This window comes from Sodalis sp. (in: enterobacteria), from assembly GCF_051710625.1.
In the GTDB taxonomy this organism is placed as follows: Bacteria; Pseudomonadota; Gammaproteobacteria; order Enterobacterales; family Enterobacteriaceae; genus JBPESN01.
This window is the reverse complement of record NZ_JBPESN010000028.1, coordinates 17475-29913: the sequence shown is the minus strand read 5'-3', so window position 1 is coordinate 29913 and position 12439 is coordinate 17475. Positions and strand designations below refer to the sequence as shown.

The following is a 12439-nucleotide window of genomic DNA, read 5'->3' as shown; positions in this document are numbered from 1 at the left end:
TTTTGGTCGACAACCAGTTGAGCGGATTCGCGTTTGAATTCAGGACTAAAATTTTTTCTTTTCATTGGTGCACCCGTGTTGTTCTGAGGTGAGCATATCACCTCTGTTCAGGTGGCCAAATTCAGTGTGCCACTACAGAAAAATGGGAGTTGATACGGTAAGATACCGGACTTTGACAGGCCACGTAGATGATATTATGCTACAAGCATCTCGTTACAGTGACGAACAGATAGAGGTCCTGCTTGCCGAACTGGCCGCAGTACTGGAAAAACATCATACGCCGACCGATTTCGCGCTGATGGTCTTGGGGAAAGTATGCTCACCCATATGATCAGCACCCGCGTTGCGCCGGAAATGCGCAATACGCTGGTTAAATCGTTTACCGACGCGCATTAATTAAGCACAAGCCAAGACACAGCTATGGTGACAAAGAGTCAGCGCTACCGTGACAAAGTATTCCAAATGATCAGTTGGGGTCACTGGTTCGCCCTTTTTAATATCCTGCTCAACCTGGGGCTGGGCAGTCGCTATTTGTTTATCTCGGACTGGCCCGGCTCGCTGGCGGGCCGGCTGTACGCGTTCGCCAGCTGGCTTGGTCATTTCAGCTTCCTCGGCTTCACATTGTATTTGCTGGTGATGTTTCCCCTCACTTTTGTGGTGATATCGCAACGGTTATTGCGTTTTTTATCCGCCATCATCGCCACCGCGGGGCTGACGCTGCTGCTGGTGGACAGCGAGGTCTTCACCCGTTTCCATCAACACCTCAATCCGATGGTGTGGGAACTGGTGATAAACCCGGATCAGACCGAGCTGGCCCGTGACTGGCAACTGATGTTTATCGGTATTCCGGTCATATTCCTGGTGGAAATGCTGTTTGGCACCTGGAGCTGGCAGAAATTACGCAGCCTCAACCGCTATAACATCGGCAAACCGGTGACCGCGCTATTTATTGGTGCCTTTTGCGCCTCACATGTGGCCTATATCTGGGCGGATGCGAATTTCTATCGCCCTATTACCATGCAACGCGCCAATCTGCCGCTATCCTATCCGATGACCGCGCGCCGTTTTCTGGAGCGCCACGGTTTGCTTGATGCTCAGGCCTTTGAGCGGCGCCTGGTCCAGCAGGGCAACCCGGAGGCGGCGGCGGTGGAATACCCCCTGAGTCCGGTGAGTTTTAGCGACAAAGGCAGCGGTCTGAACCTGCTCATTATTACCACCGGCATGCTGCGCAATGACACTCTGGACCAGCAGATGCCGGCCCTGAAGCGCTTCGTTGAACAAAACGCGCGTTTTGTTCAGCACTATAGTACCGGCAATCGGCTGGATACCGGCCTGTTCGGGCTGTTCTACGGCATTTCGGCCTCTTATCTGGACGGCATCCTAGCCACGCGCAAATCCTCGGCGCTTTTAGACGCGCTGAATAAACAGGGGTACCAGCTCAACCTGTTTGCCTCCGACGGTTTTCGCGATCCGCTATATTGGCAGGCGCTATTGACCGATTTTACGTTGCCGGAGCCCGTCAGGCAGACGGATGCGCAAACCGCCAGACAGTGGCAGCAATGGCGCGACAGCTACAGCGGCGCATCGCCCTGGTTTTCCTATGTGTCATTTAACGGCACCAACGTCAGCAGCAGTCTGGCCAACACGCCGGATTTCACCCGCCTCTACCAGCAAGGCGCGCAACGTCTAGACAGTACCCTGGAGCAAATGCTGGACACGTTGCGCGCGCGCGGCGATCTGGATAATACGGTGGTCGTCATCACCGCCGCCACCGGGGTAGAATTAGATGATAACGGCAGCGGACCGCGCGAGAGCAAAACCCGTTTCAATCGGGCACAGCTGCAGGTGCCGCTGGTGGTACATTGGCCCGGCAGGCCGGCGCAGGTCGTGACGAAATTGACTAACCACAATGATGTCACCGTGACGCTCATGCGGCGTCTATTGCATGCCAGCAATCGCGCCAGCGATTACTCTCAAGGGGAGGATCTGTTCGCTCCGTGTCGCCGCAATGATTGGGTGCTGAGCGCAGACGGTCATCAGCTGGCTATTACCACGCCGCATGAAACTCTGCTGCTGGAAAATAACGGCAGTTACCGCACTTTCGACGTCAATGGTAAGGAGCTGTACCGGCAAAAACCGCAACTGACGCTGCTGCTGCAGGTACTGACGAATGAAAAACGCTTTATTGCCAACTAAACGCTTAAAACTAAAGCAGTCGTTCTGCTTGGCTATTGCATTCATAGCAAGAACGCGTAGTATAAAGTGCCCATGAGTTCGGCATGTAGCGCAGCCTGGTAGCGCACCGTCATGGGGTGTCGGGGGTCGGGGGTTCGAATCCTCTCATGCCGACCAAATTCATCCCAAAAAAAACCAATCGCAAGCGATTGGTTTTTTTTCGTTTATCGTTAGCGCTGCGGCGGGCGGGCAAACAACGCCGTTAGCCGAAGCGTTGTGCCCAAGACCCCGCCAGCGCAATATCCTGCTTAACCGGCAAGCCGCTGATGCCAGTGGCGCCAACGACCATCCCCTACATGCAAATCGGCATACCGCTTAGCATCGGCAAAAGCATGGCATCATTCAATATACCCCGAGAGCCAGGGCGCCGCGCTACATTTCTTCGGACACCTGACGGGTACTGCGCCGCAGCATAAGTGCCGTATAGGCTTTACGCTGGGCCAATAACCGCGGCAGCGGCGGACAGCAGTGATGGGCGCCAAACGCCACCAGCTTACCGTAGCAGCCCACAACCGCCACCACCAACCCGCGCGGGTGCCGGGGCGGAGGCCGTCGACTCAAGAAGATCCACCACCCTCTTAACCGCCGCGATATCGCTGAAAGTATAGCACGCACTGAAAGCCGAGCTAGCCTTCACCATGGGCGATAGTCTCCTGGATACTGTGATACAGCCCCTCCAATTCCTTTTTCTGGGTCGATGTCAGGGGAGTAAAGGGCTCTCGCACCGCTCCAAGTTCGGTCAGATTACGCCACGACAGTATTGATCTTCTACTGCAACGCCTGAGCCTCGGGCATCTTACACAGCCGAAAAACATCGCGCACCGCAATAAACAATCCAGGTTGCAAATTGACGGTGATGCCGATGGTCGCGGTGGCGCCGACGGCTAAGGATAATAGGTAGTTTTCATCAAAACCGTTGAAAAACACTTTTTCCGAATACGTCGCCGCCATTTGCTCCAGAGAATATAAATTGTGCGACGTGTGCTTCACACCCCCAGCACTTGTTTATCGGTTAATAACACCCCGGCCATTTCGCTATCAAGCTCCACCGCGGTAAATTACAGTATATTGTAAATAATGACCGGTATCTTTATCGCCGACAGCACTTTGCGATAATAAGCGATAATTTCCAATTTGGAGAATTTGTAATAATAAGGCGGCACCAGCGAAACGGCATCCGCCCCATCCAGCTCCGCATGCTGCGCTAAATACACTGTAGTGGTCAACTAAAACTGGCCACCGCGTTAGCGTTTTTCCAGTGTCTATTTTCTAATTCGTTTGGTGGCAACCCACCGTTATATTTATGCGGCCTGAGTGCGCTGTAATATCCCACGATATAGTCGGTAATTTCATGAGCTGCTTCGCTGAAGCTTTATGTAGCCCGTTACCGGTATCCACTCGTTTTTCGGACTTCTGAAGAAGCGCTCTATCGGACTGTTATCCCAACAGTTACCACACCGACTCATGCTTTGTTTGATCCGGTAACGTCACAGCAACTGTCGGAACTGCCTGCTCTATAGTGGCTTACCCTGATCGCTGTGGAACATCACTCCGGCTGGTTTACCACGCATTTCCCATGCCATTTTCAGTGCTTTGATGGTCGGTCTGCTGTCAGGGGAGAACGACATAGCCCAGCCCACCGGTTTCCTCGCGAACAGATCAAGAACAACCGCAAGGTATGCCCAGCGTTTCCCGGTCCAGATATACGTCACATCGCCGCACCATAGCTGGTTTGGCTCCGTTACAGCAAACTGGCGCTCAAGATAATTCGGTATTTCAACGTGTTCATTGCCGCCGCGTTTGTGTTTGTGAGCCGGTAGCTGGCAGCTGGCGATATCCAGCTCTTTCATGAGTCTACCTGCGAGCCAGCACCCCACCCGGAAGCCTTTCTGGATTGCCATGGTGGCGATACTTCTCGCGCCAGCTGCACCATAACTGATATTGTGCAGTTCATAACCCTGACTGCGCAATACCTTTCGCCTGCCGTCTGGCCTGTCAGGACAACTTTTCCAGTATTTGTAACTGCTGCGATGAACCCTGAACACGTGGCAGAGTGTGGCCACAGGATAATGCGCTCTGAGTTTCCCGATTAACGAGAACTGTTCAGGGAGTCTGACATCAAGAGCGCTGTAGCCTTTTTTAATATTTCATTCTCCATTTCAATGCGTTGTCCCTTCTTCTTAAGCTCACGTATTTCGATTTGTTTCGGGGTTATGGGTAAGGCTTTTGGCGTTTTCCCCTGTCGCTTATCACGCAGTTGTTTTAGCCATTTCGTCATCGTAGAAAGGCCGACATCCATGGCTTTTGCTGCTGGCGCGGCGGTGTAATTTTGGTCGACAACCAGTCGAGCGGATTCGCGTTTGAATTCAGGACTAAAATTTTTTCTTTTCATTGGTGCACCCGTGTTGTTCTGAGGTGAGCATATCACCTCTGTTCAGGTGGCCAAATTCAATGTGCCACTACACACAAAACAGGAGGCACAATATGTGCGGACGTTTTGCCCAGTATGAAGCGCGTTCGGACTATTTGGCCGCGCTGGATTCTCCGCTGGCGTGCCGGGCCGCAGAGGATACCTTGCCTAACGGTCGCTACAACATCTCGCCGGGAAGCCGGGCGTTAGTAGTGAATCAGCGCGATGCAGAGCTGCACCTGGAGGCGGTGACCTGGGGTTATCATCTGCCTTGGGCGAGAAAGCATCATCAGCCCGCCATGGTGAGCGCCTGCGCGGAAACCGCGCCCTATAGACGGCTATTTAAACCGCTATAGCAACGTGGGCTCGCACCGATTCTGGCCGACGGTTGGTATGAATGGCGCACCCTTCCTCGTCATGTGGAACGCAAACAGCCTTATTACATTTATCATGCCGCGCCGCTGCCGCTGTTTTTTGCCGCGCTCGCCCTCTTCAGCCCGACCTCTTCTGACACGCAAGAGGACAGTGCTGTCGTTTTGTTGACCGGGCCGGGGGAGTGCGGGCTGATAGACACACGCAGCCGCCCGCCACTGGTGTTAACCGGTGAAGGCGCGCAGCACAATGGCTTGATCCTGCGCTTGATATCGATGCCGTCAATGCCCTGGCGGAAGGCACCGCGCTGCCTTCGGCGGCCTTTGCCTGGCATGCGGTTTCCTCCGCTGTCGGCAATATTTACAATGACAGCCCGCGGTTGATCCAACCCATTAATGATTCGGTGATTTGATTCCGCGCGCGATATAAGCTGCGCTGAGGCTGCGGCAATTTTGGCGGCGGTGATAACACTGGCGTACCGGTTTTCTGGCTGGGCATTGGCCGGCGACAGGGCTCGAGCGCCGTCGGTGGACGGCGATCAGCCGTCGCGTGCCTGGTGTAAAATGCGGCTTGAGTTCCCTCCCTGGCGCTCTTATGCTGTTTGCCTGACCTGCCTTGCGAGAGAACGGGATGTTGATTACTTCCTCCCTGCTGTTATTTTCCGGAGCCAGTCTGGCGCTGACGTTGACGCCGGGGCCGGATATGCTGCTCATTACCTCACGCAGGCTTAGTCAGGGGCGTGGCGCCGGTTTCGCTACGCTGGCCGGTATTATCGCCGGCATTTATTACCATGCGCTGGCCGCGGCGTTTGGCCTGTCGCAACTTTTCCTGGCGGCCCCCCTGGCCTATCAGCTGGTTCGGATCGCCGGGGTGGTATATTTGCTCTTTCTGGCGTGAAAAATCCTGAGCCGCCGCGAATCCGCCGCCGCGCTGGCGCTCTCACGCCAGCGGCTGCTGGGCGCGATTTTCCGTCAGGGCCTGCTGACCAACCTGCTCAATCCCAAAATGGCACTGTTTGTTTTAGCGTTGTTTCCGCAATTTGTACAGCCACAGGCAGGATCGGTGGCGCTATAGATTATGCTGATGGCGACGGTGCTCAACGCTATCGGATTGGTGGTGAACGGGATTCTGGTCCTCACCGCCGCCCGTATCGGCAACGGCTTTGTCAATCCTGAGCGCTGCCCCGCCAGCTGGCCGCGTTGCCTGCTGGCGTCGGTTTATGCCGGTCTGGCCTGCAAATTGGCACTCGGCGGCCGTCAATAGCCTGTTACCCCACAGGGTCTTACCACTGCTAACCCGACGGTGAATACCGCAGGCAGCCGCGGGCCGGCGCCGGGCGCTCAGGTAGCGGTAGGCCCTTTAATGGCCAGCGAGCTGTCAAGCGTTTGATCCTGCCGGTGGCGTTCCAGCGCCAGCGTGATGAGACGGGTGATGAGATCGGTATAACCCAAGCCGCTCGCCTGCCACAGTTTTGGATACATACTGATATTGGTAAACCCCGGCAGGGTATTCACCTCATTGACCACCACCTTACCATCGAGTGTCAAGAAAACATCCACCCGCGCCATGCCGGCACAGTTAAGTGCTGCGAATGCCCGCAGCGCGGTGCGGCGGATTTCATCGCTGACAGCCTGGCTGATGGCGGCCGGCACCACTACCTGCGCTCCCGTCTCATTAATGTATTTGGTGTGATAGGAATAGAAACTGTCGCTTAGCACAATCTCGCCGCACAGACTGGCCTCGGCTTCATCGTTGCCCAGGACGGCGCACTCCAGCTCACGACCGGCGATAGCAGTTTCCAGAAGTACTTTATGATCGAAACGAAACGCCAGCGCTATTGCCTGCGCTAAGCTTTCCCGGTCGGTGACCTTGGATACGCCCACCGACGACCCCTGGTTAGCCGGTTTGACAAACAGCGGCAGTCCGAGAGAGGCGCTAACCTGCTCAAACCGGATGCTGTCGCGCCGTGCGCGAGAGACCGTCAGGAAAGGTGCCACCGCCAGACCCGCATCGCGTAATAATCGCTTGGCGATATCTTTATCCATGCTGATGGCGGATCCCAGCACGTCCGAACCGACGTAGGGGAGATTCGCCATACGCAGCAGCCCTTGTAATGAGCCATCTTCGCCCAGCATGCCGTGAATAATGGGAAAGACAACGTCAAGCTGAAACAACGTGTCGGGTTGGTCGGCCTGCATCAGCGGATGCGGTCGGCGGCCGGGCAACAAGGCGATTTCCCGCGTGCTGCCGGTCAGCGCAATTCGGGCGGAATCATCGCCGTGCAACAGGTAGTTCGCGGCGTCATGCAGATACCAGCTTCCCTGTTTATCGATGCCCAGCAGCACAGCGTCGAAGCGTTTTCGATCAATGGCGTCGACAATGTTTTTCGCCGACTGAAGGGACACTTCGTGCTCCGCCGAACGACCACCGAAAATTACCCCGACGTGTATTTTCGCCATCCTCTGTTCCCCCGGAAAAGAACAACGCCGACCCGCTTACCGGTCCGACGCAGCCGGCTGGCGCAGGCGCGTCAAGCGCGATAAGTTCTGTCGCGCCACAGGCGGCAATAGGGTCTGAGTATACAAAGCCGCCGGGCGGGAGCAAACTCTTTTTCTATAAAAGACGCTGCATGGGCTGGCGGGAGGGTCTAAAAACGGTAGCGCAGCCAGGCAAAGAACACATTGCCGTTGTTATACGTACCGGGAATATAGGTGGCCTGGAACGTCAATTGCTTATAGCCGACCAACGCCAACGGCAGCAGCGCCGGGACAGGGATGTATTTCCAGTTATCGCGGGCAGTCACCCCGGCGGTAAAACCGGCGCCAACGTGGATGTCCTGATAGCGGTCGAAAGGACGCCATTGCTTTCCCCAGGCATAACCGCCGAAGGGCTCCCATTTATTAAACGAGTCCTTGAAGGCCATCAGGTAAATGGCGTGCCAGTTTCCCTTCTCGTCATAGCGTGAGATACCATAACCGGCGCCCCAGGGACGTTCATTGTAACGGCGGATATGCTCGTCGTCATAAGTGAAACGGTTATGCTAGGTAATGGCCGGCACATAAAGATCCTGGTAGGGAGAGTGATGCCAGGTTTTGGCCACATTCTGCGTAAAGCGTTGCCACAGCCCCGTTGATGAAGGCGGCTGGAGATCGCTCGCCCACGCCGCAGAGAAAAAACCACACAGACTGATTAACAGAAAAATACGTTGATAAAACAACCGCACAAACCACTCCTTACAGACTTTCTTGATGTATTGTCTCTTTCAGCATAGTTAAAGAAAATTACTACCAGAGAAAAAATAAATGAATGAATTATATCCATAATAACCAAAACGACGTTTAAACCGCGCGCCGACGGCCGTCAAGCCCACCGGGATCGGCTTCATTCGCGCCCTCTTAAACGCGCAATGAACGGGCATCGCTGCCCTGTCGGCCAAATTGATGAGAAGCCTCATTATATGGGTTGCCTTTCACAAGGCACAAAGAAACAGGATCGCCATAGTGATGTGAGCGTTGCGCGGGCAAACGCCGCAGGATGCCATTACGAGGGATTTCCAGGCGCACGCCGCCGTTAGCACCTTGAGTCAGGTGATGATGACTGTCGAGGCGGCCTTCACGGGCGTCGCCCATGTTCATCCAAAGTGGCGGAACGGACCGGCGGCAAGCGCCAATACAGACAGATGCGCGGCTTTTCATCAAAATGGAAAGCGCGTCACAGTGCGCAGCGCCAGTCGGGACCATGATATTGATAATGAAGTAAAAGTGATAGCACGTTGGTTATGTTATGCATACCAACGATGTTGCTTTTTTAATTGGACTGGCATTCACCATCATCGGGGTTGTTTCGGTGATGTGCGCTTAGATGCGCGCGATTTGCCAGGATGCGACAGAGAAGCGCACCGGCGACTTTTGATGTACTCCCTCTTGCGAGAGGGTAAGTTGTCGATGCGCTTTTCTGCTAGAAAAAATCCCATATTACGGAGCGTACGCCGGTTATCCTTTCCGGCACTCATGAGGGACTTATGGTGTTATCTCTGTAAAGGATAAGTAATTATAGGATTAGTCCGAGTTTGTTAACAGTAATAATTATCACAATACTATTCATCCCCGCCCACCACCGTGAAAAAGGCGGTCCGAAGGCCGGCTTACCCTGTGTATTGTGCGCTAGATTTGATAATCAAGCGCGGCGACAGGGGCAGCTGTAGCGAATACGGCTTCTTTAATTTCCGTTAGCGTCAATTGCGAATTGCAGAGCTGAATGAAGCGCCAGGCGTATCTACGCTGTAATTGGCCGCGTTTTACCCCCAGCCAGACGGTGTTAGCCTCGAACAAATGTTCTGCGCTCAGACTCACCAAACCGGCATCTCTTTCGCGGTTATAAGACATGTCCGCCAGCAGACCCACCCCCAACGTAAGTCTTGATGACGTCCGAATCCTAAGCGCTTATGATGACTTCCGGCTGCAGCCCTGCCGCCTGAAAGACCACATCCAGCCGCGAACGGCCGGTAATGCCGTATCGGTAGGTAATAAGCGGGTAGCGTCTTAACGTCTCAAGCGTGAGTTCAGGAGCGCGGGTCAACTCATGTTCTTCCGGAACCAAGCACCGCGTGATACCAGTGGTAATAAGGAAAGGCCGCCAGTTGCTCTTCGGTCATTAATTTCTCGCTGGCGATGCCGACATCAGCATCGCCGGATTGCAGCATGGCGATGATCTCCTCAGAGCTGCCCTGATTGAGCACTAACCGCACCCGCGGATACAGCTCGCGGAATTGTTTGATGACGCCCGGCAAACTGTAACGCACCTGGGTATGCGTGGTGACGATAGAGAGCTCAGCGGAATCCTTGTTGGCAAACACATCGGCAATCCGGCGAATATTATTGGCTTCATCGAGGATACGCTCGGCTACCGACAGTAGCGTCATGCCCGGCTCCGTCATGCCTATCAAACGTTTACCGCGGTGGATGAAGATTTCCACCCCCAATTTATCCTTGAGTTCGCGGATATGACGGCTGACGCCCGATTGCGAAGTGAAAAGCATACTCGCAACGTCGGTCAGATTATAGTTGCAGCGGGCTGACTCGCGGACAATACGCAGTTGCTGAAAGTTCACGCCTGTTGTTCTCTGGAGCAGATAGTTCTACTAGCGTTGCATATAATCGACAAATAAAAAAAGCGGTAAGTTATACATTTTAATGTTAAGCAACAAATGTACTTATACCATGCGGTGACCGCATAGCATCGCCGACTGTCCGCTCCTGGACGCTCAGCGCAACAACGATGGAAGGCAGCAGTGTAAGCATCACCGGGCCGCGAGCCCGTTCAGGAAACCCTCTGAGGTTCGGCTTATTTCGGCGGCAATCCACGGCAGCGAGTAACGGGTCAGCCGCCTGCCCGGTAACAGGCCTCTCGCGTCGGCGCGAGGGGTGAACAGGCTCTGTGGCGTACCGCCGGCGCGGGGCAGAAAATCGGCGCCGGCAGGGGTTATCACTGCCCCTGTGATAAATATTTGTTGGTACAATTAGCGTCTACCGGCAGCGTGGTTTTCACAATACCGAGCGAGGTCACCGCGTCCAGCAAATCACGCCAGGCGCGCCCAGCACCTGCATGGTGTCATGCCATTGCTGTTTAACAAAATTCGCGTCGTAGGATTTGCTGTACTTAGCGGCAAAAGCGGTGGTAGCTTCGTCGGGATGCTCAATGACATAGCCCACACTACGCGCCGTTGCGCGCATAAGCGCCTTGGCCAACTGTGGATTCTTTTCCAGCCAGCGCTGATTACCGGCGCTTTTTAACATCACCGACAGCTGCGCTTTCGTCTAGGCATCGTTATAGATACTGATGCGTTTGTCTTTAAGCTGCGCTAACGTGACCGGCTGACCTGCCGGGGTGAAAATACCCCAGTTATTGCCGGTGCCATAGCGACCAATCGAAATCACCGGCACGCCCTGCTCTTTGGCGAAAATAATGTCCATAGCGGTGGTAAAGACGACATCCGCCCGGCCGGTACCGAGGAATTTCCTGGTATCGGCCACGGTTGGCGGCGACACCACATTGAGATTGATATTTTCCTCGCGATAGAACCCTTCACTGATACCCAACGTCCAGGGAATCCAGAAGTCATCCGCCACCGGCCACTCTTGGACGAAAGTGACCTTGACGGGCGCCGGGGCGGCAACCGCCGAAGCGCAAAGGGATCCCATTTAAACTGAGGTGGCGGCGGCCCTGGCCGCCCCTTTCGACAGCCAACGGCTCGACATAGCCTGTTCCCCTTGTTTGCAATAAAACTTTACGCGCCTGGCAACCGGGTACGCGCCTTAACCCACCGACGGACACCCCCGATGGCAGGCGCTGGTGTGGGCAACTACGGCTGGCGACCGGTGGCGTCATACGCCGGTAACTCCTGACGAAACAGAGTAAGCCAGGTGACTAGTTTTGGATAGCGTTGACGCCATGCGCCTTCAAAACGCAGATCGAGGTAGCCCAGCGCGGCGGCCAGCGCAATTTCTCCCACATGCAACGTCTCGGCGACCGGGGTAAGCGTATAATGACTTTCGGCGTAGTCGAGCGCGCGCGCCATTTTATCCTGCTGGCACGCCACCCATCCCGGGGAACATTCGTCCTCCAAGCGGTAACGATCCTCATACACTACCAATAGCGCCGCATCTATTAAACCATCCACCAACGCCTGCTGGCGTAGCACCTTCCAGCGTGCATCGCCTTTTGGGATCAGCACGCCACCACCGGCTTTGGCATCCAGAAATTCAATAATCACCCGCGAATCAAACAGGGTCTGCCCCTCCGGTGTGATAAGCGTCGAGATCTTACCTAATGGATTTTGCTGTAAAAGACTATCGTGGGGATTATTGACGACCGCCGGCTCGATGGTCAGTTGATCGGCAAGGCCGGTTGTCGCCGCCGCCAAAGCGACTTTCCGACCAAACAACGAGGCCGGTAACGTTCTCCATAGGCACACAGGGCCCCCTGTCGGCAAAGAGGGGAACCTAAGCAGAATAAAGTTTTATTTAGTCAAAAGACAATCACAAACCGACGCGATAGAAAGTCCAGCGGCGCGCAGGTAGGCGTTGGGAAAGACGCGCTACCGCTTGCGGAATCATCCTATTACCCTACCCCCTTTCAGGACGAAAGGAGAGCAAAGAAATGACGAATTTGATTCTTACAACCGTCTTGCTCGGTTTTGCCGTATTTTCGCTGATTCAAAGCGGTCAAACAAATGCGCAAAAAAGCGCTGATTAATCAGCGCTATCGTTAACACCGGTTTGCCCCATCACTTTCCTTTCCCCCGCAGCAATCCTGCACGCAGGCATCACTTTACCGCTGGCCTCTTCGCCGCATAGGGCTAAGGTGACAGTATTTCTTGCCAAACAACGGTGCGGACGGTTACACCGTCCGTTTCGTTTCTTA

Annotated in this window: 11 protein-coding genes, 1 tRNA gene and 6 pseudogenes; 6 read left to right on the top strand and 12 right to left on the bottom strand. The window is 54.7% G+C overall.

Annotation, left to right across the window (positions count from 1 at the left end; genetic code table 11):
• Positions 1–196 precede the first annotated feature (196 nt).
• The 3 genes and pseudogenes from ACTBDU_RS08985 (at position 197) to ACTBDU_RS08975 (ending at position 2352) form a co-directional block, all read left to right on the top strand.
• A pseudogene (locus ACTBDU_RS08985) lies at positions 197–396 on the top strand (DUF1414 domain-containing protein).
• Between the two features lie 24 nt (positions 397–420).
• Entirely contained in the window at positions 421–2196 is a 1776-nt protein-coding gene (yejM, locus tag ACTBDU_RS08980) for an LPS biosynthesis-modulating metalloenzyme YejM (RefSeq protein WP_438806232.1), read from the top strand.
• Between the two features lie 79 nt (positions 2197–2275).
• A tRNA-Pro gene (locus ACTBDU_RS08975) sits at positions 2276–2352 on the top strand.
• Between the two features lie 255 nt (positions 2353–2607).
• On the opposite strand, the gene ACTBDU_RS08970 is transcribed toward ACTBDU_RS08975, so the two are convergent.
• From ACTBDU_RS08970 to ACTBDU_RS08955, 4 genes and pseudogenes are all read right to left on the bottom strand, one after another.
• On the bottom strand, positions 2608–2757 hold the full coding sequence (locus ACTBDU_RS08970; RefSeq protein WP_438806231.1) for a heme-binding protein: 150 nt from the start codon (positions 2755–2757) through the stop codon (positions 2608–2610).
• 246 nt (positions 2758–3003) lie between these two features.
• Positions 3004–3186 (bottom strand): hypothetical protein, encoded by a 183-nt coding sequence (locus tag ACTBDU_RS08965; protein ID WP_438806230.1) that lies wholly within the window; start codon positions 3184–3186, stop codon positions 3004–3006.
• A 107-nt stretch (positions 3187–3293) separates the two neighbouring features.
• Positions 3294–3461, bottom strand: a complete 168-nt coding sequence (locus tag ACTBDU_RS08960; protein WP_438806229.1) for a dihydrodipicolinate synthase family protein — start codon at positions 3459–3461, stop codon at positions 3294–3296.
• A pseudogene (locus ACTBDU_RS08955) lies at positions 3458–4627 on the bottom strand (IS3 family transposase). Before ACTBDU_RS08955 ends, ACTBDU_RS08960 begins: the two are co-directional and overlap by 4 nt.
• Before the next feature lie 59 nt (positions 4628–4686).
• Here ACTBDU_RS08955 and ACTBDU_RS08950 point away from each other — a divergent pair.
• From ACTBDU_RS08950 to ACTBDU_RS08940, 3 genes and pseudogenes are all read left to right on the top strand, one after another.
• Positions 4687–5400, top strand: a pseudogene (locus ACTBDU_RS08950) (SOS response-associated peptidase family protein).
• 247 nt (positions 5401–5647) lie between these two features.
• Positions 5648–6091, top strand: a pseudogene (locus ACTBDU_RS08945) (LysE family translocator).
• 9 nt (positions 6092–6100) lie between these two features.
• Positions 6101–6280, top strand: coding sequence for a hypothetical protein (locus tag ACTBDU_RS08940; RefSeq protein ID WP_438806228.1), 180 nt, complete (start codon positions 6101–6103; stop codon positions 6278–6280).
• 77 nt (positions 6281–6357) lie between these two features.
• Here the strand turns inward: ACTBDU_RS08940 and ddlA are convergent, their stop codons facing one another.
• The 8 genes and pseudogenes from ddlA to ACTBDU_RS08900 all read right to left on the bottom strand — a co-directional run bounded on the left by ddlA (position 6358) and on the right by ACTBDU_RS08900 (position 12399).
• Complete coding sequence (ddlA, locus tag ACTBDU_RS08935; RefSeq protein ID WP_438806227.1) at positions 6358–7476, bottom strand: D-alanine--D-alanine ligase; 1119 nt, start codon at positions 7474–7476, stop codon at positions 6358–6360.
• Positions 7477–7664: 188 nt separating this feature from the next.
• Positions 7665–8201: pseudogene (pagP, locus tag ACTBDU_RS08930) on the bottom strand (lipid IV(A) palmitoyltransferase PagP).
• Positions 8202–8412: 211 nt separating this feature from the next.
• Positions 8413–8646, bottom strand: a complete 234-nt coding sequence (locus ACTBDU_RS08925; protein WP_438806226.1) for a hypothetical protein — start codon at positions 8644–8646, stop codon at positions 8413–8415.
• A gap of 534 nt (positions 8647–9180) precedes the next feature.
• A pseudogene (gene cbl / locus ACTBDU_RS08920) lies at positions 9181–10127 on the bottom strand (HTH-type transcriptional regulator Cbl).
• Between the two features lie 451 nt (positions 10128–10578).
• Positions 10579–10812, bottom strand: a complete 234-nt coding sequence (locus tag ACTBDU_RS08915) for an ABC transporter substrate-binding protein (RefSeq protein ID WP_438806236.1) — start codon at positions 10810–10812, stop codon at positions 10579–10581.
• A 21-nt stretch (positions 10813–10833) separates the two neighbouring features.
• A complete protein-coding gene (locus tag ACTBDU_RS08910; protein ID WP_438806225.1) occupies positions 10834–11217 on the bottom strand; it encodes an ABC transporter substrate-binding protein in 384 nt (127 codons plus the stop codon).
• 161 nt (positions 11218–11378) lie between these two features.
• Positions 11379–11990: a glutathione S-transferase family protein gene (locus ACTBDU_RS08905; protein ID WP_438806224.1), complete on the bottom strand. Its 612-nt coding sequence runs from the start codon at positions 11988–11990 to the stop codon at positions 11379–11381.
• Between the two features lie 277 nt (positions 11991–12267).
• A complete protein-coding gene (locus tag ACTBDU_RS08900; protein WP_438806223.1) occupies positions 12268–12399 on the bottom strand; it encodes a hypothetical protein in 132 nt (43 codons plus the stop codon).
• Positions 12400–12439 lie beyond the last annotated feature (40 nt).

Excerpts from the sequence above, each read along its gene's own strand:
- ACTBDU_RS08915 (WP_438806236.1), bottom strand. The coding sequence starts at position 10,812 with ATGTTAAAAAGCGCCGGTAATCAGCGCTGGCTGGAAAAGAATCCACAG.
- yejM (WP_438806232.1), top strand. The coding sequence starts at position 421 with ATGGTGACAAAGAGTCAGCGCTACCGTGACAAAGTATTCCAAATGATC.
- ACTBDU_RS08910 (WP_438806225.1), bottom strand. The coding sequence starts at position 11,217 with ATGGGATCCCTTTGCGCTTCGGCGGTTGCCGCCCCGGCGCCCGTCAAG.
- ACTBDU_RS08925 (WP_438806226.1), bottom strand. The coding sequence starts at position 8,646 with ATGGGCGACGCCCGTGAAGGCCGCCTCGACAGTCATCATCACCTGACT.
- ACTBDU_RS08940 (WP_438806228.1), top strand. The coding sequence starts at position 6,101 with ATGGCGACGGTGCTCAACGCTATCGGATTGGTGGTGAACGGGATTCTG.
- ACTBDU_RS08965 (WP_438806230.1), bottom strand. The coding sequence starts at position 3,186 with ATGGCGGCGACGTATTCGGAAAAAGTGTTTTTCAACGGTTTTGATGAA.
- ddlA (WP_438806227.1), bottom strand. The coding sequence starts at position 7,476 with ATGGCGAAAATACACGTCGGGGTAATTTTCGGTGGTCGTTCGGCGGAG.